The 20,329-nt window shown below is 60.7% G+C and carries 18 protein-coding genes; 8 read left to right on the top strand and 10 right to left on the bottom strand.

Annotated elements, in window-relative coordinates; translation table 11 throughout:
* Positions 1-119 precede the first annotated feature (119 nt).
* Positions 120-1,046, top strand: coding sequence for a rhamnan synthesis F family protein (locus A0U94_RS13420; RefSeq protein ID WP_244178020.1), 927 nt, complete (start codon positions 120-122; stop codon positions 1,044-1,046).
* On the opposite strand, the gene A0U94_RS13415 is transcribed toward A0U94_RS13420, so the two are convergent.
* Complete coding sequence (locus A0U94_RS13415; protein ID WP_077803657.1) at positions 1,043-3,730, bottom strand: glycosyltransferase; 2,688 nt, start codon at positions 3,728-3,730, stop codon at positions 1,043-1,045. The two genes, A0U94_RS13420 and A0U94_RS13415, sit on opposite strands and share 4 nt — an antisense overlap.
* A 100-nt stretch (positions 3,731-3,830) precedes the next feature.
* Entirely contained in the window at positions 3,831-5,210 is a 1,380-nt protein-coding gene (locus A0U94_RS13410; protein WP_062030538.1) for a beta strand repeat-containing protein, read from the bottom strand.
* A 323-nt stretch (positions 5,211-5,533) separates the two neighbouring features.
* Here A0U94_RS13410 and A0U94_RS13405 point away from each other — a divergent pair, with 323 nt between their 5' ends.
* Positions 5,534-8,458: a glycosyltransferase gene (locus A0U94_RS13405; protein WP_244178019.1), complete on the top strand. Its 2,925-nt coding sequence runs from the start codon at positions 5,534-5,536 to the stop codon at positions 8,456-8,458.
* A 115-nt stretch (positions 8,459-8,573) separates the two neighbouring features.
* On the opposite strand, the gene A0U94_RS13400 is transcribed toward A0U94_RS13405, so the two are convergent.
* Together A0U94_RS13400 and A0U94_RS13395 are read right to left on the bottom strand one after the other, a co-directional pair.
* Positions 8,574-9,965 carry an NAD-dependent succinate-semialdehyde dehydrogenase gene (locus A0U94_RS13400; protein WP_062107043.1) on the bottom strand — a complete coding sequence of 464 codons (1,392 nt, stop codon included), beginning with the start codon at positions 9,963-9,965 and terminating at the stop codon, positions 8,574-8,576.
* 93 nt (positions 9,966-10,058) lie between these two features.
* On the bottom strand, positions 10,059-12,092 hold the full coding sequence (locus A0U94_RS13395; RefSeq protein ID WP_077803656.1) for an NAD(+) synthase: 2,034 nt from the start codon (positions 12,090-12,092) through the stop codon (positions 10,059-10,061).
* A 161-nt stretch (positions 12,093-12,253) separates the two neighbouring features.
* Here A0U94_RS13395 and A0U94_RS13390 point away from each other — a divergent pair, with 161 nt between their 5' ends.
* Complete coding sequence (locus A0U94_RS13390) at positions 12,254-12,430, top strand: DUF1328 domain-containing protein (RefSeq protein ID WP_077803655.1); 177 nt, start codon at positions 12,254-12,256, stop codon at positions 12,428-12,430.
* A gap of 9 nt (positions 12,431-12,439) precedes the next feature.
* Here A0U94_RS13390 and A0U94_RS13385 read toward each other — a convergent pair whose 3' ends face one another.
* The 6 genes from A0U94_RS13385 to mlaD are packed head-to-tail and all read right to left on the bottom strand — an operon-like array spanning position 12,440 to position 16,490.
* Positions 12,440-12,949 carry a disulfide bond formation protein B gene (locus tag A0U94_RS13385; protein ID WP_062030544.1) on the bottom strand — a complete coding sequence of 170 codons (510 nt, stop codon included), beginning with the start codon at positions 12,947-12,949 and terminating at the stop codon, positions 12,440-12,442.
* Positions 12,946-14,289 (bottom strand): alpha,alpha-trehalose-phosphate synthase (UDP-forming), encoded by a 1,344-nt coding sequence (locus A0U94_RS13380; protein ID WP_077803654.1) that lies wholly within the window; start codon positions 14,287-14,289, stop codon positions 12,946-12,948. Before A0U94_RS13380 ends, A0U94_RS13385 begins: the two co-directional genes overlap by 4 nt.
* Positions 14,277-14,999, bottom strand: a complete 723-nt coding sequence (gene otsB / locus A0U94_RS13375) for a trehalose-phosphatase (protein WP_062107049.1) — start codon at positions 14,997-14,999, stop codon at positions 14,277-14,279. Before otsB ends, A0U94_RS13380 begins: the two co-directional genes overlap by 13 nt.
* A 49-nt stretch (positions 15,000-15,048) precedes the next feature.
* Positions 15,049-15,723, bottom strand: a complete 675-nt coding sequence (locus A0U94_RS13370; RefSeq protein WP_208611648.1) for a DUF2155 domain-containing protein — start codon at positions 15,721-15,723, stop codon at positions 15,049-15,051.
* Positions 15,720-15,962, bottom strand: coding sequence for a hypothetical protein (locus A0U94_RS13365; RefSeq protein WP_077803653.1), 243 nt, complete (start codon positions 15,960-15,962; stop codon positions 15,720-15,722). The genes A0U94_RS13370 and A0U94_RS13365 overlap by 4 nt, the downstream gene beginning before the upstream one ends.
* A gap of 3 nt (positions 15,963-15,965) precedes the next feature.
* Positions 15,966-16,490, bottom strand: a complete 525-nt coding sequence (gene mlaD / locus A0U94_RS13360) for an outer membrane lipid asymmetry maintenance protein MlaD (protein WP_062030554.1) — start codon at positions 16,488-16,490, stop codon at positions 15,966-15,968.
* A gap of 197 nt (positions 16,491-16,687) precedes the next feature.
* On the opposite strand from mlaD, the gene A0U94_RS13355 reads away from it, so the two are divergent.
* From A0U94_RS13355 to A0U94_RS13335, 5 genes are all read left to right on the top strand, one after another.
* Positions 16,688-18,211, top strand: a complete 1,524-nt coding sequence (locus tag A0U94_RS13355) for a TSCPD domain-containing protein (protein WP_077803652.1) — start codon at positions 16,688-16,690, stop codon at positions 18,209-18,211.
* A 143-nt stretch (positions 18,212-18,354) separates the two neighbouring features.
* A complete protein-coding gene (locus tag A0U94_RS13350; RefSeq protein WP_077803651.1) occupies positions 18,355-18,723 on the top strand; it encodes an AtpZ/AtpI family protein in 369 nt (122 codons plus the stop codon).
* Complete coding sequence (locus tag A0U94_RS13345; protein ID WP_062030620.1) at positions 18,701-19,450, top strand: F0F1 ATP synthase subunit A; 750 nt, start codon at positions 18,701-18,703, stop codon at positions 19,448-19,450. The genes A0U94_RS13350 and A0U94_RS13345 overlap by 23 nt, the downstream gene beginning before the upstream one ends.
* Before the next feature lie 81 nt (positions 19,451-19,531).
* Positions 19,532-19,759, top strand: coding sequence for an ATP synthase subunit C family protein (locus A0U94_RS13340; protein ID WP_024717170.1), 228 nt, complete (start codon positions 19,532-19,534; stop codon positions 19,757-19,759).
* Between the two features lie 8 nt (positions 19,760-19,767).
* The gene (locus A0U94_RS13335) at positions 19,768-20,328 is read left to right on the top strand and encodes a F0F1 ATP synthase subunit B family protein (RefSeq protein ID WP_062030561.1); all 561 of its coding nucleotides are present in this window, start codon (positions 19,768-19,770) and stop codon (positions 20,326-20,328) included.
* The last annotated feature ends 1 nt before the right edge of the window (position 20,329 follow it).

Genomic DNA, 20,329 nt, shown 5'->3' with positions numbered 1-20,329 from the left:
ACAGATCGGGTCTTTCCAATACAGAAACGCCGCTCAAGCGCATCAAGGGGCAAGTTGTCCATCGTCTCGAGATGTCATAATATTTCATATAGATCTGCTTCAGAAACAACCATAATATCATGAATTTAACGTTTCTTTCTCCCTCTGGCGGGTCCGCAACGATGCCTGTCTGCCTGTTTGCCTATTACAGTCCGGATTCCAGACTCCCGCCCCACACCCGGCATCTGCTCAGCCAGATTGCCTCCTGCGGTTTCACGATTCACATCGCAGCCTCAGGCCTCTCGGACGCTAACGCCCACCTGCTTCAGAAAGACCTTGCAGACCCAGCCGATCCGATCGCCGCGACTGTCCATCCGCGCCCCAATACCGGGCTGGACTTCGGAGCCTGGCAGTTCCTGCTTGCCAAAGGATGCGCGGACAACGCGTCAGAAATTCTTTTCGCCAATGACAGCGTCTTCGGCCCGCTCCTCCCCCTGCAGCCCATCATGGAGCGGATGCGGGAAAAGGATTTCCAGATCTGGGGCATGGTCCGATCCGAGGCGGTCGTGCCCCATCTCCAGTCGTGGTTCCTGTGCATGACGCGCGACGCCCTGAACCACCCGGCGATCCAGCGCATTTTCAACCAGCCCTTCAACGACATGACCAAGGACGAAATCGTCCTCCACGGAGAACTCGGCCTTGGGCTGGCCATCAAGGCATCCGGTCTGTCCACGGGAGCCTCCTGGGGCAGCACCCGCGGCCTTGCCCGTCTTCTGGCCCTCAACCCCATGCATGCGGACTGGCGGACTGTTCTGCGGTCGGGCAACGCTCCGTTCATCAAAACCGAGCTGCTGCGCGACAATCCAAGCGGCATCGCCTCCATCCATCTATGGAGAGCGGAAATCCCAGATCCGACCTTTTTCAATCCGGACTGGATCGCGGCCTATCTGGCCGCAACCCCACCCCGTAACAGCTCTGGCCGGGCAAGCGTGCGCGCCAGAGCGGTTCAGGCGTTCGCCAGCGAAGACCGCCGCCACGCCCTCACAGCCCTGCTCCTCGGACGCTAGACCCTTCGGCCCGAGGCCTGTTTCAGAAAGCCATAAAGCTCATCTGCCTGTATGTCATAGGTCGCAAGCCGATCTCGAAAGGGGTTGGCGTAAGCCTCAAAACGCTCGGGTGCATCCAACAATGACGAGACAGCCTCGGCCAACGTCCTGGCTTTGCCGTCCAGCGGCAGGCAGGTTCCGTTCAACCCGTCTACTACGTCCTCAGACTGCCCCCCCGGAGATGTCGTCACAACCCAGACATCCCGTGCCAGCGCCTCACGCACCGTCAGGCCATAGCTTTCTTTCCATTGCGACGGAAACAGCAGCACGTCGACCTGATCGTAAAAATCGTCCAGCCCTGACTGCGTATAGGCCGGAACAACACGAAGCTGCCCCCGCACCGACCAGTCTTCAGGAAAAATCGACTGGAAGCCCAGATTGAGCTTGTTATCAACCAGCACAAGCTCCCAGTCACTCCGGGACAGAGACTGCATCGCTTCTTTCAGCAGACCATAGCCCTTGACGGCCTCCGTCCCCCCGACAAACCCGAACCGTAGCGGTGTACCGGCAGTTCGCTTCCTGCGCGGACGCTCAGGCCAGCGAAACCCGTTCCGGTTGACCACGATCCGCTCGGGCGCAATCCCGTTCGCCAGATACAGCTCACGATGCGCCTGTGACGGGCTGATCAGCAAAGCCGCCCCATTCAGCGCCTGTCGCATCACCACAGCCCGATCCGCGAGATGCCGTGCCCCTGGCACACAGGCCTGACAGACAGCCGGATCAATGGTCGTCTGGAAGCAGTAACGCCCCTCAGCCCGAACCATGAACTGACGCTCACACAACCACCAGGCATCATGCAGCGTCAGAACATAGGGAACCCCCTTCTCCTGACAGACCCGCAAAAGCCCGGCTCCAAGACCCTGCGCGGCATGAACATGAACGACATCCGGCTGACAGGCCTCCAGAATTTCCGAAAACCTTGCAGCCATGGCCGGATTGTCCAGTTGCCCCAGGCCCCCCTGATCATCAGGCAGAACCGAGGCAAAAACCGTCATGCCATCCACATCGTAGCGAATATCGCCATCAGGAAGATCCATAACGCTCGGGCGGGACGTCAGAACACTGACCTTCACCCCTTTGCGCACCAGCCGACGCCCCATCTCCTCAGCCACGATCGTGGCCCCCCCAAAAGAGCGGGGAGCGAAATAGACATTCGCCATAAGAACCCTGAGGTCCTGCGCTTCCCGAACGACCGGAACACCGAACAGAAGCCGGGCCTGTGTCTGCACCATCGCCTTGGGCGCATAACGGGCCATCACGTCTTCATAAGCCGCCTCTGCCAGACGCCTGCGGTAACCGTCGTCCCGCGCCAGCCTGAGAAAGGCGTCCCGCCATCCCTCGGCATCCGCCGCCAGACACCCATTTTTGCCATCCCGCATCACACTCAGAAAAGCCGCGCGGGGCGAACAGATCGCGGCTACCTGAACAATGGCCGCTTCAAGAAACTTGATATTGCTCTTGCAATCGTTGAACAGCGTCGGTTCCAGCGGTGCAATTGCAATATCCGTCTGCGACAGAGCTTGGAGATATTCAGCATAGGACAGTTCGGTCAGACGTTCGACCCGCTCTCCAAACCGCTCAAATACGGGGGAAAGCTGCAACTGCCCGATCACCCTCAGGCAAAGCCGGGGCTCCTCAGCCATCGCAGCCAGCAAGCCTGACTCTGCCTGCCTGAAATCTGCATCATGGGTATTTGTGCCTGATCCGTAAGACACCCACACACGCCCGGACCCTGAATGCGCAGGCAGGGACGCTGCAATTTTCAGCGTCTCCACATCCAGAGCATTCTCCAGAACCATCACATCCGACAGACCCGCCCTGCGCATGGCACCTGCAAGCGCCTCGGTAGAAGCAATGCCCCCACCACAGGCCAGCATACACCGGCGAAACAGCACCACCCCCGACAGCAGAAGATCGCGCTCCTCCGCAGGAAGAGCTTCGATATTTCCGTTCTGACGATATTCCTCTTCATCAAAAATCAGATCATCGACCTCCCAGCGAGGAGCAAGCTCCAGCCGATGAGCCTCCTGAACCAGCTTCAGAACATCCTCAAACCCGGGGACCCGATAAAAAATGACCTGTGTACAAAGCTGCAACGCCGACATGGCATCAGCAATATCGCGCCAGTCAACAACCTGAACCAACCAGCCCAGCGCCGTCAGAAAATCCCGCTTCTGCCAGACACGATACTTGGCACACTGTCGCAGACTGAGTTCCGCGATGATCAGAACCTTCGGTCGCAACCCCTCTGCCTGATGTCCGCAAGCGGCTTTGTAAGGATGGGGCTGCCCCGTTTCGCTACCGGCTTCAGGAAGACCATCCCGCACTTTCGCGCCAACCCGTTGCAGACGACGCAGGCGATGGACGACAGTCTTCTGAATCCCAGCCAACCCGTCCCGCCCCCACAGACGCAGAAACCGTCCCGGAACCTCCCGCACAGGTCTGCCGGACAGCAGTTTACCCAACATCAATGCACGAATAGCGCGCAGAGGAAGCGTCACACGCCAGGACAGGGAGGTCTGAATCAAAGAAAGCTGCCGAAGAAGAAGCTGATTTTCCTTTTGCAGCTGCTCGGCCCTCAATCCATTCAGCCGGGCCGCACTTCGATAGCTTTCAGTCAGTGTATCACGCGCGTCATCGCGCATTCCGTCAGGCTTTCAAAAAGGTCAAAAACACGAAAGGCCGGACCCTTGCGGATCCGGCCTTCCTGAACACCACAGATCTGTCAGATGACAGAGCCCATGATCAGCTCAGGGTGAAGTTCGAAGCGTTCAGATCGCTGACGCCAACGAACGTGATCTTGGAGCTGTCGGACAGTGCGATCGTGGTGTTACCACCAGCAACCGTAGCGCTCGACAGAACATTCGCCAGCCCGTTGTTGTTCTGAAGGCCATACTGATACAGAGCCATCAAGTTGCCGGCAGCGCTGCCGAAGTCGGTGATCGTATAATCGCCACCAGCAGCACCCTTGGTCAGGGCGAACAGGTTTGCAGCGCCCGAACCACCCGTGAGGGTGGCAGAACCCGATCCACCAACCAGCGTATCGGCAGAAGAACCACCGATGATGGTTTCGTTGCCCTTGCCTGCGAAAGCGTGCAGCGTGCCATTGGAAGATGCAGCCGACACGGTCTCGTTGCCATCACCACCAACGAACAGGTTGGTCGAGCTTGCAGAACCGCCAACCAGCAGCAGGTCGAGGCCCGAAGCGCCGAACAGCGTGGACGTACCAGCGGAGACGGTCGTTGCACCCGTGCCGTTCAGGAACGTCAGGGAGCCCGAGGCCGTGATGGAATTGGACGTACCGCGAACCTGCCAGAGGTCGGCAGAAGCCGAAATCGTGTCATTCAGGCCGCCCGAGACGGTGCTCATGGCGCCGGTCGAGAAGTACGTGCTGGAGCTGCCGCCCGTGATGAAGCTGTTGTTGCCGCCCGAAACAGTGTTGTGCGACGTCGTGTCGTACACCGTTGCATTGGAACCCAGCGTAACCACGGAGCTGCCGCCGAGCAGCGTAACCGTATCCGTACCGGTCAGACCGTCGATGGTGTCCTGACCCTCGGAGCGAACGACGTTCGTCCCGCTGCCCAGAACGATGCTGTTGTTGCCAACACCACCGCTGATGGTGTTGTTACCGCTGGTACCCGTAATGGTGTCGTTGCCGTCACCCGTCGCAACGGTCCAGTTGCCCGAGGAACCGGCGCCATTGAACGTATTGTTGCCAACACCACCAACGAACGTACCGTTCTGGTTGCCAGCCTTGAACGTAACACCGGCATAATCACCGGCAAGAACGCTGATGCTGCTGGCCGTGCTGCCCGAAACGTCCAGGCTCACAGCTGAATTCAGCGTGTCCTGACCAGATTCGGAATAGCTGCCAACGGAAATGTACTGGGTGGTACCGCCAGAAACGGAATAATCACCGCCCTGACTGATCAGACCATGGCCAGGATTGGAACCCGTAGCAGAGTTGCTACCGGCGACCAGGTCATAAGATTCGAGACCGCCACTGGTGTGGAGGGTGGAAAGAGCAGTCTGGTACTGCTGCGCCAGAAGCTGGGTCTGACCACCATTGACCGTGACCGCAAAGGTCTGGCCGGAGGCGCCAACGACTGTAGTAATGTTAGCCATTACCATGCACTCCTAAAATAAGGTTGCCTCGCACCGGCGGCCCTCGGACCACCCAAATGATCGAGCGACGAGTCTTGCACATACCAGAGCCGGATTATCAAAGGCAATCAACTTTGCGCATGATACAAGGATTCACGATCCAACATTTACAGATTCGAAGGCAGCGCCGACAAAGAGTTCTCCATTTTCATTATATGAAAACGGAAAAGAGCGGATCACCCAACTCTTCAATCAAATCCTTTTATATCGCAAAAGTTCCGTGAATGTTAATTTGATAAGAAATAAATATTAAGACTACCGCTTCAGTCCTTATGGAAAACGGCATGTCCTTTTTTCAGGATATGCTGCCCTCCGCAGAAAAACCGACCCGCACAGGCCTTCTCGTGAATTTTTCCAAACCGCCTTCTCTCCCCTCTTCAGAGGCCGACCGTTTTCTGGTCCGTCTGGCGCTTCTCCTGACATCAGAAAAGACCGATGACCATATCACTTCGAACCGACAGGATGTGGCCGATCACGTTCACTTGATCACCTGGCTGACGATGATCCTGACCGAGGAGAAGGGCATCTCAACCGCCCGGATCGAATACTCACCGCGCCTTCCCGGCCACACCGGGCAGAATCTCCGTCAACTTCTGGACACACACCTTCCGGCCAGCGACATCCGGATCGTGCCCCACCCGCCCCGGAATAACGAAGTGTCTCCCCCCGTCCTGCTTCAGGTCATCGGAGACGCAACAGAAGGATCTGCCTCATTTCCTGTTTTACAGTTCGGAGCTCATCACTCTGAAGGGTCCTTCGCTTTCACTCCCGAAAATGTCCTGATCCATGCAGGCGATTCCCCCTTTCTGGGATGTCTACTCTCCGACACGCCGGAAAGCAGACATTACCGACAGGCCATCCAGCAGCTTCTCCGCAACGACCGAAAAACGCGTCTCCTGCAGACACGGACACAGAAGGTTCAGCAGGAATCTCTGGAAAAGACACACATTATTCAGGATCTGCGCGTTTCACTTCGCATGCTGTCCAACAGCAAGGCAGCGACTCTTGCAGGCATACATCCGAATAACCCTGCGGAAGAGAACACTGCACCTTCCGTCGAAGCGGCTTCCGTTCCGGTGCCTCCCCTGTGGCTCCGGGCCTGCCGCCGCCTGAAGCGCTCCCTTCGTCCCCGGCCTTCGCCCATCGACATTCCCGCTCCGAATCCCGCTACTGACGAGGACGCCACACTCTCTTCTCCAGCTCCTTTCTCCGTCTCCCGCGTCCTTTTCATCGCCGGCGAACCGGGCACACCCGGCGTTCTCTACCGGTGCGACAGGAATGCAGCTGCAGCCCGGGATGCGGGCTTCGAGGCCAGAGTCGTCCCCTGTGCCTCTGTGGGCTTCGACGATATCCGCTGGGCAGACGTCATGGTGTTCTGGCGCGTTGAATATAGCGGTCATGTCAGTACGATTTTCGATCTCGCCAGATCCGAAAACGTCATGACCATTTTTGACGCGGACGATATTGTCTTTGTGCCGCATTACGCACGCGTCGATCTGATTGATGGTATCCGCTCGATCGGCGCTACGGAAGAACAGATCGAGCGCTGCTTCTCGGACATGCGCCGCACCTTCCTGCGCTGCGACCAAGGCTCTACCACGACGGCGGAACTGGTGTTTGCCATGCACAGCCTTCGCCCCGTCGTTCACCTGCTACCCAATGTCTACGACATGACCTCGCTAAAGCGCGCCCGGATGGCGCTTCGCATGCGTGGAGAGCCGGGCCGCGTCAACGCCGAAGACGGACTGGTCCGCATCGGCTACGCCGCAGGCTCCCGGACACATCAGCGGGATTTCGGCCCCATCTGCACTACCATCGCGGACATCCTGCACGAACGCCCGCAGGTCCGGCTTGTCCTGTTCCGCGAACCCGACACACATCGCCCCATTCTGCTCATGGACGAATTTCCCAGCCTGATCCCTGTGCAGGACCAGATCGAATGGCGCGACATGGTGCCGCTCGCGGAGCTTCAGGACGAATTTGCCCGGTTCGACATCTCCATCGCCCCCCTGGAAACAGGAAATGTCTTCTGTGAGGCAAAGAGCGAGATCAAATTTTTCGAGGCCGCCCTGTCCGGCGTGGTGACGGTCGCCTCTCCCACAGGTCCGTTCCAGCGCGTCATCCATCACGGAGAAACCAGCTTTCTCGCCAACAGCCCGACCGAATGGCACGATGCTCTGATCGCTCTGATCGACAACCCCGAACGGCGCATCCGGATGGCGCGGGATGCCTATCATTCCATTCTCTGGCCCTTTGGTCCGCAGGCCCAGGCCCGGCGGATGAAACTTGCGCTGACTTCCCTAAATGGCGACGACGCAGCGGCCCTCGCCGTGGAAACAGGCCTGGCCAGAGATCGCCTTGCACCGTCAGGCCTGCCCGTCATTCCCGCCAGCCGGACCCTTTTTCACCATGATGCCCTGGGGGAAGCACCGGTCACGGTTGTCATCACGTCCTATAATTACGAAGCGCATCTTCTGGACGCTCTGGAATCCGTCGCCGCTCAGACCCTGCCGGTACTGGATCTGATTGTCGTGGATGACGGATCGTCCGACGGCTCGCTTGCTTTGGCGACAACATGGATGGAACGGCACCGCGAACGCTTCAATCGCCTGATCCTGCGTCAGTCCCTCACGAATGCCGGTCTGGGTGGCGCACGCAACATCGGAATGGATGCAGCCGAAACAGTGCATGTCATGCAGCTCGATGCCGACAACACCCTGCGCCCCGAAGCCTGCGAAACCCTTCTAGGCTCCATGAATGACGGCACAGCCTATGCCTATCCGCTCATCGCCTGTTTCAACGAAAACGGCCCAGTCCTGATGGACATGACTGCTGACACCCAACACCAGCCAGGCACTCCAGAACTTCTGGGAGACCTGCCCTTCAACCCGCTCTCCCTCGTTTCCGGAAACCGCATCGACGCGATGGCCATGGTCACGAAATGGGCCTGGGCCGCCGTCGGCGGCTACTATGTTTCACGTGAAGCAATGGGCTGGGAGGACTTCGATCTGTGGTGCTCCATGGCAGAACGCGGCCTGCCCGGCCATCACGTCCCGCAGATTCTGGCTGATTACCGCCAGCATGAGACATCCATGACGAATGCCTCGACTGAAAAAGACGCCCACAAGGCCCGCGTCGTGGCCTTCGTTCAGGCACGCCATCCGTGGATCCGCCTCAGCGCTGAACAGGCAAAACCCCGGAAAAACTAACCTTCCCCTCCAGATCACCCACAAAAAAAACCCGTTCCCGGACAGCTCCGGAAGCGGGTTTTCATAACCTGAAAGATCGAACCGGGCTCCTCGAAAGAAGCCCGACACGCCCCAATCAGAACGGTGCGTCGATATCCACAACGTCGATCAGCTTGTGATTGACGAATTCCTTGATCCCCAGACCAATCAGCTCGCGGCCATAACCCGAACGGGCCACGCCACCGAACGGCAGATCAGCCTTCACCATCGTCGGATGGTTGATATAGACCATGCCCGTATAGATCTGCTCGGCAACCTTCACGCCGCGCGCGGTATCCTTCGTGAAGACCGAACCACCCAGACCGAACGGCGAGTCATTGGCAATACGAATGGCGTCCGCATCGTCCTTGGCACGATAGAGCTGCGTCACCGGACCGAAGAACTCCCAAAGACGGGCTTCATTGTTCTCGTGCAGGTTGGTCATCAGCAGCGGCTGGAAGAACGCACCCTTCTCCGGCACCGACGGGCCAATCGCCTCGACAACCGCACCATGCTTCTTGGCTTCCTCGACCTGAGCCTTCAGATCGTCCGCAGCCTTCTGCGACGACAGCGGCGCCAGCGTGGTGGACGCGTCCATCGGATCGCCAGCCTTCAGCTTGAGAACTTCCGCCTTGTACAGCTCAAGGAAACGATCATAGACGGCATCCGCCACGATCAGACGCTTGGCGGACACGCAGACCTGACCGGCATTCCAGTGACGGCCGAAAGCCGCCCATTTCGCGGTCTTCTCCAGATCAGCATCGTCCAGGACGACGAATGCGTCAGAACCGCCCAGCTCCATCGTGGACTTCTTCAGGGCCTGCGCTGCAATCCCGGCAACAATGGCGCCTGCGCCTTCGGACCCCGTCAGAGCCACGCCACAGACGCGCGGATCCTTGAGGATCGTCTCGGTATGATGACGGGCGGCATACAGGTTGCGGAACCCGCCCTTCGGCAGCCCGGCTTCCTTCATCAGGTCATCGAACGCAGCCGCGCACTGCGGCACGTTGGATGCGTGCTTGAGAATGACCGTGTTACCAGCAGAGAGCTGCGGCGCAATGATGCGGGCGATCTGGTAGAACGGGAAGTTCCACGGCTCGATCGCAAACACGATGCCCTGCGGCTGGTGGATCAGAACGGCATCGCCCGAATTCGGGTCCGCAACCGGCAGCTTCTCGGATTTGAGAAGCTCTTCGGCATGTTTGGCATAATATTCGAAGATTTCAGCCGACAGGATCGTCTCGGCCTTGGCTTCGGCATAAATTTTGCCCATTTCCAGCGTCAGAAGACGGGAATACTTGTCGATATCACGACGAAGGATATTGGCGGCGGCGGTCATGATCTTCGCACGCTCGGCGAAAGAGGTGTGGCGCCAGCTCTTGAACGCATCATAGGCTTCGGTCAGCGCGGTCTGGACTTCCTGATCGGTGGCATCCGGGAAAGTCTTGAGCGTCTCACCGGTATAAGGGTTGATCGTAGCATAAGCCATGACGGGTCATATTCCTGTATGGTGACGTGTTTGCGACATATTGGCACGAATGCCGAAAGACAAAACCCCCTAACATTCCTCCCTCCCGAAAGTTCACAGAGCTGTGTTCGTTTCGGGGAGATTATCCCATAACTCCTCAAGCCACGCCGTCGCCGTACTGTCAGAGGGCGCGCGCCAGTCTCCCCGTGGCGAAAGAGAGCCGCCCGCGACCAGTTTCGGCCCGTTGGGCATGGCGGAGCGCTTGAACTGGCTCGCCCCAAAAAACCGCCGCAGAAAAATTTCCAGCCAGTGCCTGATTTCGGCCAGATCGTATGAAATTTTTCGATCTTCCGGATAATGCGCGGGCCAGTCTCCGCGGGATGCGTCCCCCCAGGCAATCTCAGCCAGAAACGCGATCCGGGACGGGCGGAACCCATGACGCAGAATATGATAGAGCGTGAAATCCTGAAGCGGATAGGGCCCGATCGTCTGCTCCGTGCTCTGCACACCCTGCCCGGTATCAGGAACCAGCTCGGGCGTGATCTCCGCGCTGACAATCCGCTCCAGAACGGGCCCAACACCTTCACCCAGCTTTCCCTCACGCGCCAGCCAGCGGATAACATGCTGGATCAGAGTCTTCGGCATCCCGGCATTGACGTTATAGTGGGACATCTGGTCCCCCACGCCGTAGGTGCACCAGCCCAGCGCCAGTTCCGACAGATCGCCCGTCCCGATCACAATCCCATTGCGGTAATTGGCGATCCGGAACAGGAAATCGGTTCGCAACCCCGCCTGCACGTTCTCGAACGTGATATCATGAACCGGTTTTCCTTCCGCAAAGGGATGGCCGATCCCCGCCAGCATGGTCTGCGCCGTAGGCCGGATATCCAGCTCATTCACTTCAACACCCAGCGCCTTCATGAGCGCATGAGCCAGAGAGCGGCTTTCACTTCCCGTCGCAAATCCGGGCATCGTGTAGGCCAGAACATGCGTCCCCGGCCAGCCAAGCTCGTCCGCCGCCCGCACCGCCACCAGAAGCGCGAGTGTGCTGTCCAGCCCGCCCGACACCCCGATCACGGCCCTTTGCGCCCCGCTGGCCTGCAATCGGCGCCGCAGCGCACTGACCTGAATGGTCCAGCCCTCGTAACAGTCCCGCGCCAGCGTCCGCGCATCGGATGGCACGAACGGAAACCGCACAACCTCCCGCTTCAGCCCCAGATCCGTCATCGGAGGCTGAAGCATGAACCCGACAGCCCGGAACTCCTGACCCGCCTGCCCGAACTGCCCGGTCCGCATCCGCTCCTGCCGCAACAGATCCAGATCCACATCCGCCACAACCAGCCGCTCGTCCTGCGGAAAACGGTCCGACTGCGCCAGAAGTCGCCCGGCCTCATGGACCGATACCTGTCCGTCCCAGGCCAGATCCGTCGTGGATTCCCCCTCGCCTGCCGCCGCATAGGCATAGGCCGTGAGCGTCCGCATGGACTGCGCCTGGCATAGCAAAGACCGGTCATCCGTCCGCCCGATTGTTACCGGCGAGGCAGACGGATTGAGAATGACCGTCGCGCCCCCTTCCGCAAGCTTCCCGCTCGGCGGAGACGCAACCCACAGATCCTCACAGATTTCCACGCCGAGCGTCAGGCCGCGCTGATCTTCTGCCTGAAACAGCAGATCCGCACCAAACGGCACGTTCTCCTCAAACAGGCAAATGCTCCCCGACGTACGCAACCCGGACGTGAAATGTCGCGGCTCATAGAACTCCCGATAGCGCGGCAGATGAGATTTCGGCACCACGCCCAGAATCCGCCCCCGATGCACGACCGCCGCACAGTTATAGAGCAGTCCGCCCCGCACCAGCGGCACCCCCACCACCGCAACGGACAACAGATCCCGCGACCCCGCCACAACCCGTCGGAGAGCCTCAAGCGCTCCCTCCAACACCACATCCTGAAACCGCAGATCGTCCAGCGTATAGCCCGTCAGCCCAAGTTCAGGGAAAACCACCGCCGCCACACCCTGCCGATCACAGTCCCGCAGAACATTCAGCGTCCGTTCCGCATTCTTCAGCGGATCAGCAAGCATCACCGGCAGCGTACAGGCTGCGATCCGGGCAAACCCCTGATGATACAGGGAACGGAACAGGGTCATGACAATCCTCCGGCAGGCAGGCTTCACGAAAACAGGAACCGCGCGCCCGGCCCCCACATAAAACGGATGCTGCGAAAATGAACCCGTTCATCCCGCCGCCGTTCAGCCTTTTCAACACCCGCTTCTCCGTCGGAGGGCGCGACTGACAAAGGAGACACCCCATGGACCTGCTACGCTGGACCATTGCCTTCCTGATCCTGGCCCTGTTCGCCGCGGTGCTGGGCTTCGGCGGAATTTCGGCAGACTTTGCCTATATCGGCAAGATCCTTTTCTTCATTTTCCTGGTACTGCTGGTCATCAGCCTCATCTTCGGGCGCGGACGCGGCACCCGTCTCTGAGTACAGCCTTCAGCGGCGGGAGCGTCCCATGCGGACGCTCCCGACCAAGGCAACCAGAAAGACTGCTACAGCATACAGACCACCGAGTTCCGTCATGGAAACCGGCAGACCGAACAGGTAATCCGGCGAATCACACGGCTTGTTCGGCCGGGCTGGCATGGCCGACATCCAGTCCTTGAAACTGCCACCATGAAAAACCGGTGCCCGGCATTCGGGGGCGGGACTAGGCCAAAATTTATGCTCCACGCCCGCATGCAGCACCGCCAGCCCGATGCTGGTCATCAGGCATAAAATCCCGGCAAAAACCGTATAACGCGCATAACGTCTGGGCAGAACGATCGTGACAATCCCGATCCCGATCAGTACCCACCACGGGCGCCGCTCCCAGAGGCAAAGCTCGCAGGGCGCGAGCTTCAGCCAGTGTTCAGCAAACCAGACAACCCCGAGCGCCACCGCGCCGGCCAGAACATAAAACCCACCCAGCGCAGACGTGGAAACGGGGCGACGTGGTCTGTTCATGGGCACGAATGGATTTCCTCCAGACTATCAAGGAACTGCTTGGACCAGCTTCCTGCGGTATTGCGCGACACTTCGCCATACATCGCCGACCATGCCGCATGACGGGCCTTGACGTCCATGGTCAGGCCAATATGCAGCGCATCCGCCATCCCTTCGGCATCCAGCGGATTGATCAGCAGCGCCTCCGGCATTTCCGGAGCAGCCCCCGCAAACCGCGACAGCACCAGCACGCCGGGATCGTCCTCGTCCTGCGCCGCAATGAACTCCTTGGCCACCAGATTCATGCCGTCGCGCAGGGGTGTGACAAACCCCACATCCGCCATCCGGTACAGACCAGCCAGAATATCACGCCCGATCGGCCAGGTCGTATAGCGGATCGGCACCCAGTCCGGCGTGCCATAAGCGCCATTGATCGTCCCGACCAGCCCGTCCAGTTCTTCCTTGAGCAGCCGGTAACTCTCCACCCCGCCACGCGAAACCGGCGTGACCTGAAGGAACGTCACCTGCCCCCGATGTTCAGGATAATTTTTCAGAAGAGCCTCGAACCCCTTCATCCGCTCCGGAAGACCCTTGGAATAATCCAGCCGGTCCACCCCGATGATCAGCCGCGTGCCTTCCAGCGTATCGACGATCTTCACAACCTCGTCCGAAGCCGCACTCTTGATCGCCTGCTGGCGGAAACTCACGGGATCAATCCCGATGGGCACCGCCTTGACGGCAGCTTTCAGACCATAGGCCTCGAAACATCCCCTGAGATTGGCCTCATCTTCCGGCGTCTGCACCCCGATCAGATTACAGGCCGCCAGACCGGTCAGCAGCATGTCGAGCTTGGGCAGAAGCCGCGCCACACTCCAGGGCGGGAACGGAATATGCAGGAAGAAGCCAATCCGCCCCGTCACGCCCCTGTCACGCAGCATCTGCCCCAGCGGGAACAGATGATAGTCATGGATCCAGATCGTATCGCCCGGCTCCAGAAGCGCGATCAACCGATCCGCAAAAACCCGGTTCGCCTCATAATAGACGTCGCAGTCCTCGCGCGTGTAGCGGATCAGGTTGGTGCGGTAATGGCACAGGGGCCACAACACACCATTGGAAAAATTAAGATAGAAGCGGTCGTACTGCTTCTGCGTCAGATCAAACGTCACATAATTAACGTTCCCGACCTGCTCACGCTGGACGGGCCGATCGGCCGCATCCGCATGCTGATGCCCCGACCACCCGAACCAGACGGTCTCCCGCGTCTGGACCGCGTCGTACAGGCCAACCGTCAGCCCGCCTGCAGGCTGCGTCCGCTCCCCTGGCGCGGGTGTGCGGTTCGATACAATGATCAGGCGCCCCATCCGCGTCCCTCCGAAAGATCGTGCAGCCAGCGTCGGAACGTGGCCGCATCTGGAAAATCATCCGGAATGAGCCAGCCCTCGCCACCCATCTGGCGCGCAGCCCTCACCCCGTCCCGGTCCGTTACGTCATCGCCGGCAAACAGCGGAAGGCGTCCCCTGAAAGGCGGTTCCGCCATCAGTTCCTCAAGCGCCTTGCCCTTGTCGATCCCCAGCGGCCGAAGCTCGATGGCCATCTGCGCATCCTGAAGATGAAACCCGTGGCTCTCCACGGGCCAGACCGACGTCAGTTCCCGGAACGCCGACTCCGCCTCGGGAACACGGCGATAATGCAGCACCATTCCAGCTTTTTTGTGTTCAATGCTGGCCCCGGGATAACGGACGGCAAGTTCCTCGCTTTTCGCGGTCCAGTCGGCCGGAACCAGCGGCAACACGCGCTGGCGCACGTCCTGATCCGGCGCCGGACGCACGGCAACACCGTGCTCACCTGCCACAGCATAGGGAATACCCGGCAGGAAATGATCAATCTGGGCGATGGGTCGCCCCGTGATGATCGCCAGCGCACCGTCGAGCATATCGCGCAGCCGCTGCAGATCGGCCGTCAGCCCGTCCGGAACACGGACGGCTTCAGGCGTGGGAGCGATATCTACAAGGGTACCGTCAAAATCAAGCAGCAGGGCTGCCCGGGATGGGGAAAAGGGAACCTGAATCATGAAGCTGTCATTTCTTCCTGTTTCTGGGTCATTCCGCCCCGTCCCATCCTCATTCGAGGCCGGGATCAGCCTCGGGAGGCGCCAGGGGCTGCCCTGAAGGCGGCGCCGGAGCAAGGGACGGTGCCGCACCTGTGGAGGGCGCGAGCGGAATGGGATTATGACTGTCCGGAGCAAGCGGTACAGGACCACCCGAGGCGGAACCGGGCGCAGATACCGGAGCATCGCCGCCTTCTTCCACCGGAACGTCCGCACCGGCGAGCACGGGCGCCTTTACCGCCGGCAGGGGTCCCGCCTGCGGTGCCGTCGGCACACCCGCACAGGAGACAACGCGCACATCGTACAAAGGGCTGCCATAAGTTGCGACAGAAGGTTCCTGCGCCAGCATCCAGCCATCAAAAGGCGGCCGTCCTGGGTCGCTGCTGTCCTTCAGATGCAGCAGAGCCCCTGCATCCGCCGCCAGCGTCTGCGGCCGGCTGACACAGGACTCAACCTCAACCGAAAGACTGCGATAGGTCGCACTCCCGCCCACAGGAACCGTCAGAAGTTCCAGATGGCCGTCCAGCCGATCGAGAACACGCAGCACCGCCTGTGACTGCCCCTGCCAGGTCGCAGCCGGATACATGACCGGCGGCGCCACGCCCACCGCAGCCTGCGCTGCCCCCGACAGACACGCCCCGGCAATGCCGCACAGAAGCGCCCGGCCCATAATACGCCGTTTCATCATGACGGTTCTCCTCCGGAGCGCCCCTGCAAAGGATTCTTCAGATCCGATAACATGGCCTGAAACGTCTGCAACATCGCCTGGGGCGCAACCCCCATCAGAATCCCGTCTTCAAAAGCATCCTGTAGGGCCTGACGCAGTTCCGCATCGTTCTCGCGCAGGATCTGCACCTTCTCCACACAGGACACGGGGTTCCCCTCATGGTCGACCCACAGAAAAGCACCTTCCCGCACCTGCGTCATGACTCAGGGCTCGTCCGACAGACTGCCCGCAGCCGGCTTGGACGCAGCAGCCTTCTGGCTCTTCTGCAAAGAATCGGTCACGGAGAAAATGAACTTGCTCAGAAGCTGCTCCAGACTGATGGAGCCCTGGGTTTCCGTCATGACACCGCCGGGCTTTACCAGCGAATCCGCCCCACCCGGAGACAGCGCAATATACTTGCCACCCAGCAGGCTGTCAGACGTCACGATCGCAGCGGAATCCGTGGGCAGCTTCACATCTGGCGCCAGCGTAAACGTCACCTGCGCCTGAAACGTCTTCGGATCGACCGTCGTACCGGTCACATGCCCGACGGTAATTCCGGCCAGACGCACATCGGACCCCACATTCAGCCCGTCGATCTGGCTGAACGAGGCATGAACCGGATAGCCTCCGTCGTTACCCTGATGATGCCCGACCATCGCCGCCACCAGAAGTCCCGCAAGGCAGACAAGGACTGCGAACCCGGCCAGAAGCTCCAGCCGGTCATGGCGGACCGTAACAGCGGTCATGACAATACCCTCGTGAAAATCATCCTTCCTGCACTACCCGACTCCGCTTCCCGCGTCCAATCCCCCCGCAGAAATCGTCCCGATCAGGCGTGGGAAAAATGTTATCCCCCATATCCCCATGTTCCCACCCATTAGCGCCCGTCGAGAGGCCCTTTTCCGGCTTACGGCCCAACCGGCACAGGGCGTAGATTTACACCATGACAGCTCGCCTTCACTGGACCGGCGTTCGCATGAGGACGCTTCAGGTCATGACCGACCCCGACGACAGCGCCATGCGCTCCGTCACCCTTCCCGCTGCCTGGGATGACGAGGCCGCACAGGCCCTCGCGCGCATCACCCTGAATGGCGGGCCGGTCAGACTTGCCGCCGAAGCCGCGCGCTGGGTGGACACGATCGACGCGTGCCCCCCTCTGCCCGGCACCCCGGCGAACACCCCCGCTCCGGGGCGCAGCCTGTCCTATCTTCTTCTGATGCAGCAGATGGCGCCCAATACGGCGCTTTGGCAGTGCCAGCCGGACGAAGCGCCGGGCTTCACCATCCGCCTGTCCAGCTTCGTACAGGATGCCGGATTCGCCACGGAACATTTCGTCGCCTGCCTGCGTCTGGCCTGCGACGCCCTGCGCCGCCTTCATGCCGCAACACGGATCGAACGCACCGGCGAGCTGCCCCTGTTCGATCTGCCCGCGAAGCCTGAAGACGAAGCCGCAGGTCTCGTCCTCCTGACCGATCTGGACGCCTGCCTGGCGGCCCTCGGTCTCGACTATGACAGCGACGACGCCCGGAACGCGGCCCGCGCCCTGTCCGCACTCGCCACCACGGTGGCCCGCGCCGGGACGAAACTGCCGCCGCCCGCCATCCCGGAATCCCCGCTGACAGACCTCCGCGCCGCTGCATCCTCGGCCTACAATACGCAGGAAGGTCGGCATTTCTGCCCGATCGAAACCGGCTTTTCTTCTCCCGGTCCGACCGAGGGGCTTCTGGGCGTCGAAACCTGCGGCCTCGCCCCGGCATTTTCTCCCCTGCGCGAGGACGGACATCTGCGCGCCTCCACGCTGGCCCGGCTGGCCTGCCGCGGCCTGACGCCCGAATCCGCGCTCGCACTGGCGCTGGCGGGCGAAACGCCACTGCCGCCCGTTCGCCCCGAAGCACAGGGCGCCATGCATGCCGCCCTCAAAAGCGTTGTGGATTTCCTGCCCGCCGTCCCCGAACCCGATCTCGCCGATCTTCAGGCCAGACTGGCCCGCGGCGTGCGGCGTCCACTCCCGATGCGCCAGACCGGTTTCACCCAGCGCGCCGCAGTAGGAGGGCACAGCCTCTTCATGCGCACCAGCGAGTTCGAAGACGGAACGCTCGGCGAAATCAGCATCACCCCGCCCCGCGAAAGCCCCATGGCCCGCGGCCTGATGGACTGCCTGGGTCATGCCGTCAGCATCGGCTTGCAATATGGCGCGCCGCTGGAATCCTTCGTGGAGCGATTCGCCTATACGCGCTTTGGCCCCGCGGGCACCGTGGAAGGCGATCCCTCCACGGCCTACGCGACCTCAATGCTGGATTATGCCTTCCGCACCCTGTCGGACGCCTACCTCGGTCAGCCCATGCCCGACGCCCCACGCCTCGAACCCGGTTCGGAAGACCCCGCCCCCATGCTTCCCTTCGGACGAAGCTCGGGCGAGAGCCCGGAATGGAAAGACCGCGGACGCCGCCTGAAGCTGGTCAGCTAGGGCGAAAACGGGTTTCGATGGCTCCGGCGAGCAGAATACATTGACAGTCAACGGACTCGCCGGTAGCTAGCGCCTGCGCTGAGAAGGAATCCGGTTGAATGACCGGGTGAAAACGATGCGTACAGGGTAAGGGATCAGATCTCATGGGACACGCCCCTGCCGGTAACGACGGAAACTTCGACGAACGCCTCCGGCGCGCCCGTCAGAAGCTCGATCCCCGCTCAGGGGAATTCGCCGTAACCGACGCGGGCAATGATGACAGTTCCATGTCATCCTTTGGACTGGCGATCCGCGTGGGAACCGACCTTGTGGCCGGGCTCGCGGTCGGTGTAGCCATAGGCTACGCCTTGGGTCACTGGTTCGGGTACAGGGCTTTGTTCCTGTCCGTCTTCGCCCTGGCGGGATGTGGTGCCGGCATGTTGAATGTCTGGCGGGTTTTGAAGGATTCGGACATGGTGTCCGGACCGAAAGATGACGGGAGAAGCCAGCGTGGCAGCCGGATCGACGATTGACGCGCTCGGACAGTTCGAGCTCCATCCGGTTCTCGGACATCTGGGAGAAGCCCTGCGGTTCTCGCAGTCACCACTGTTCATGCTGATCGCCGTCGCCATCGTTCTCGTTTTCCTGTATGTCGGAATGCGTCCTGCCGCTGTTGTGCCGGGTCGCCTTCAGGCCGCCGCCGAAATCAGCTACGACTTCGTACATGACCTTGCCGTCAGCACGATCGGCGAAAATGGCGCGACGTTCTTCCCGTTCGTCTTTGCGATTTTCTTCTTCATCCTGGCCGGCAACTATCTCGGTCTGCTGCCCTTCTCCTTCACGTACACCAGCCACATCGCCGTGACCTTTGGTCTGGCCATCATGGTGTTCGTCATCTCGATCCTTGCTTCCATCCGTTTTCAGGGTGTCGGCTTCCTCAAGCACTTCCTGCCCGCTGGAACGCCTGTCTGGCTTGCTCCGCTGCTGGTGCCGATCGAGCTCATCTCTTTCCTTTCGCGTCCGGTCAGCCTGTCGATCCGACTTTTCGCCAACATGGTGGCGGGTCACGTGCTTCTGGAAGTGTTTGCCGGCTTCACGATCATGCTCGCCGGTCTGGGCGCATTCGGCCATGTCCTGGCCATCGCCCCGATCGCGATCAATGTCGCGCTGACGGCCCTCGAACTGCTGGTGGGTGTGCTGCAGGCCTATGTGTTCGCCATCCTCACCTGCATCTATCTGCGTGAGGCCGTCGCTCACTGAGCCACACCGCTTCGCACTAACCCTTTAATCGACCCAACAAGGAACCTGACAATGGACGTTCAAGCCGCTCACGAATTCGGCATCAGCATCGCCCAGGCCGCCCGTGACCTCGGTGCCGGTATTGCCGTTTTCGCCCTCGCCGGTGTCGGCATGGGTCTCGGCAACATCTTCTCCACGCTGATCAGCTCGGTTGCCCGCAACCCGGCTTCGCGTCCGCATGTCTTCGGCATCGGCATGCTGGGCTTCGCGCTGACGGAAGCCGTCGCGCTGTTCGCCCTGCTGATCGCGTTCCTGATCCTGTTCGCCTGAGGTCGAACATGTACCGTACGCCACGCCTCTTCCTGTTCGCCGCTCCGCTTGCGGCCGTGCCGGGCCGTGCCGTGGCTGCGGGCATGCCACAGCTGAACTTTCACGATCCGCTGCTGATCGGACAGGTCGTCTGGGGAGCCGTCATTTTCGGCGGCTTCTATCTCGGCCTGAGCCGCTTCGCACTGCCGCGTGTCGAACGGGTCCTGACCAACCGTCGGACCCGCATCCAGAGCGATCTGGATGTTGCCCGCAAGGCAAAAGCCGAGGCTGACCGCGCCAGCGCGGAACTCCTCAGCGCCCGTCATGAAGCAGCCGAGCAGGCCCGCGCCCACGTGGAGCGGATCCAGAGCGAAGCCCGCGCCAACGCGGATGCTCACGCTGCGGAAACGGCCAAGCGTCTCGAAACCGAGATCGCAAACGCCGAGACCCGAATCACCCAGTCCCGTGAACAGGCCCTGTCCAGCCTGTCCGAGATCGCCACCAGCACCGCCCAGGATCTGGTTTCGCGTCTGATCGGTACACAGGACGAACAGTCTGTCGCCAGCGCCGTCAAACGCGTCAGCGCCTAAG

It is taken from the genome of Gluconobacter albidus (assembly GCF_002005485.1).
GTDB classification, from domain to species: domain Bacteria; phylum Pseudomonadota; class Alphaproteobacteria; order Acetobacterales; family Acetobacteraceae; genus Gluconobacter; species Gluconobacter albidus.
This window is presented reverse-complemented; position numbering and strand designations above follow the sequence as displayed.

Bases quoted from the DNA above. Each gene is read 5' to 3' on its own strand.
- A0U94_RS13420 (WP_244178020.1), top strand. From the start codon at position 120: ATGAATTTAACGTTTCTTTCTCCCTCTGGCGGGTCCGCAACGATGCCT.
- A0U94_RS13415 (WP_077803657.1), bottom strand. From the start codon at position 3,730: ATGCGCGATGACGCGCGTGATACACTGACTGAAAGCTATCGAAGTGCG.
- A0U94_RS13410 (WP_062030538.1), bottom strand. From the start codon at position 5,210: ATGGCTAACATTACTACAGTCGTTGGCGCCTCCGGCCAGACCTTTGCG.
- A0U94_RS13405 (WP_244178019.1), top strand. From the start codon at position 5,534: ATGTCCTTTTTTCAGGATATGCTGCCCTCCGCAGAAAAACCGACCCGC.
- A0U94_RS13400 (WP_062107043.1), bottom strand. From the start codon at position 9,965: ATGGCTTATGCTACGATCAACCCTTATACCGGTGAGACGCTCAAGACT.
- A0U94_RS13395 (WP_077803656.1), bottom strand. From the start codon at position 12,092: ATGACCCTGTTCCGTTCCCTGTATCATCAGGGGTTTGCCCGGATCGCA.
- A0U94_RS13390 (WP_077803655.1), top strand. From the start codon at position 12,254: ATGGACCTGCTACGCTGGACCATTGCCTTCCTGATCCTGGCCCTGTTC.
- A0U94_RS13385 (WP_062030544.1), bottom strand. From the start codon at position 12,949: ATGAACAGACCACGTCGCCCCGTTTCCACGTCTGCGCTGGGTGGGTTT.
- A0U94_RS13380 (WP_077803654.1), bottom strand. From the start codon at position 14,289: ATGGGGCGCCTGATCATTGTATCGAACCGCACACCCGCGCCAGGGGAG.
- otsB (WP_062107049.1), bottom strand. From the start codon at position 14,999: ATGATTCAGGTTCCCTTTTCCCCATCCCGGGCAGCCCTGCTGCTTGAT.
- A0U94_RS13370 (WP_208611648.1), bottom strand. From the start codon at position 15,723: ATGATGAAACGGCGTATTATGGGCCGGGCGCTTCTGTGCGGCATTGCC.
- A0U94_RS13365 (WP_077803653.1), bottom strand. From the start codon at position 15,962: ATGACGCAGGTGCGGGAAGGTGCTTTTCTGTGGGTCGACCATGAGGGG.
- mlaD (WP_062030554.1), bottom strand. From the start codon at position 16,490: ATGACCGCTGTTACGGTCCGCCATGACCGGCTGGAGCTTCTGGCCGGG.
- A0U94_RS13355 (WP_077803652.1), top strand. From the start codon at position 16,688: ATGACAGCTCGCCTTCACTGGACCGGCGTTCGCATGAGGACGCTTCAG.
- A0U94_RS13350 (WP_077803651.1), top strand. From the start codon at position 18,355: ATGGGACACGCCCCTGCCGGTAACGACGGAAACTTCGACGAACGCCTC.
- A0U94_RS13335 (WP_062030561.1), top strand. From the start codon at position 19,768: ATGTACCGTACGCCACGCCTCTTCCTGTTCGCCGCTCCGCTTGCGGCC.